The sequence below is a fragment of the Bradyrhizobium frederickii genome (assembly GCF_004570865.1).
GTDB classification, from domain to species: domain Bacteria; phylum Pseudomonadota; class Alphaproteobacteria; order Rhizobiales; family Xanthobacteraceae; genus Bradyrhizobium; species Bradyrhizobium frederickii.
The window spans coordinates 1-1,162 of sequence record NZ_SPQS01000118.1 but is presented as its reverse complement, the minus strand read 5'-3'; the positions used below and the strand labels follow the sequence as shown (position 1 = coordinate 1,162).

Sequence of the window (1,162 nt, the reverse complement as noted above, 5' to 3'; positions counted from 1 at the left end):
ACGGTGGGTTCGGCGATCCGACTCCCGCCGCCCGGACCGAAAACATCGGCAGCGCTGCCTTCGAGCTGGGCCTTCCACGATGTGATCTGATTGGGGTGAACGTCGAACTGCTCCGCCAGTTGCGCCAGCGTGCGGTCACCCTTGACGGCGGCAAGTGCCACCTTCGCCTTGAAAGCCGGAGTGTGGTTCCGCCGTGCTCGTCTGCTCATCGTCTCTCCTGATTCGCGGGTCAATCTTGCCCGCCGTCAGGCAGAAACTCCACTTATCGCGCTGTTCAGATTTGCGGGACCAGCTCAAATAGCGGCGCCCACTTGGCTTCTTCCCGTACTCGCGCTCCCACTGCGAGTGTCAATCCGCACATCACCCATGACATTGGGTCTTGATAGCTCGAAGATTATACCTTGCCCTAGCGACCGTGCTTCAAAGCGTCAACTCCTTCGGCTGGTAGGCGTTGGGCTCGCCCTTGATGCTCCAACGGATATCGCAAGCCGCCGAAAATCTTCTCCAGTCAAACAAGCGCTTCTTCCTTCTGCCCACTCCGATATCGGTTTCGGGCGGCCATCCCGCAGGCGCTCCAGTGAGCGGAGCATCCAGAACTCACTCCTGCCGATGTCTACTTCTGCAGGGCTGATGCCATCCTCACTGGTACGGCCTGAGGCGCTCTTCGCGGAGCCGTTTCCAGAAGTCCTCGGGATATGTTTACGGCTGCCGGTGCTTGATCCTATTTCAATAGAGGTAGGGGGGGCCAAGCCGCTTGCGATCGCGTTATCGGTGAACTGAACTATGCACTCGTGACAGGCTGACTGGAGACATAGAAACCGTGAGCTTCATATCCAAGTATGTGATTGTTGCCGAGCGAGAAGTTCTGAGCTGGTCCCGCAAATCTGAACAGCGCGATAAGTGGAGTTTCTGCCTGACGGCGGGCAAGATTGACCCGCGAATCAGGAGAGACGATGAGCAGACGAGCACGGCGGAACCACACTCCGGCTTTCAAGGCGAAGGTGGCACTTGCCGCCGTCAAGGGTGACCGCACGCTGGCGCAACTGGCGGAGCAGTTCGACGTTCACCCCAATCAGATCACATCGTGGAAGGCCCAGCTCGAAGGCAGCGCTGCCGATGTTTTCGGTCCGGGCGGCGGGAGTCGGATCGCCGAACCCACCGT

General features: G+C 59.3%; 2 protein-coding genes. One reads left to right on the top strand and one right to left on the bottom strand.

The genetic code is table 11. The annotated features are described in order from the left end of the window. The coding region (locus E4K64_RS39880; protein WP_135162981.1) for a transposase at positions 1-209 on the bottom strand (209 nt) is incomplete at its 3' end. 744 nt (positions 210-953) lie between these two features. Between E4K64_RS39880 and E4K64_RS39875 the strand changes: the two genes are divergently transcribed. After that, positions 954-1,162: transposase (locus E4K64_RS39875; protein ID WP_135162981.1), on the top strand; the 209-nt coding region annotated here is incomplete at its 3' end.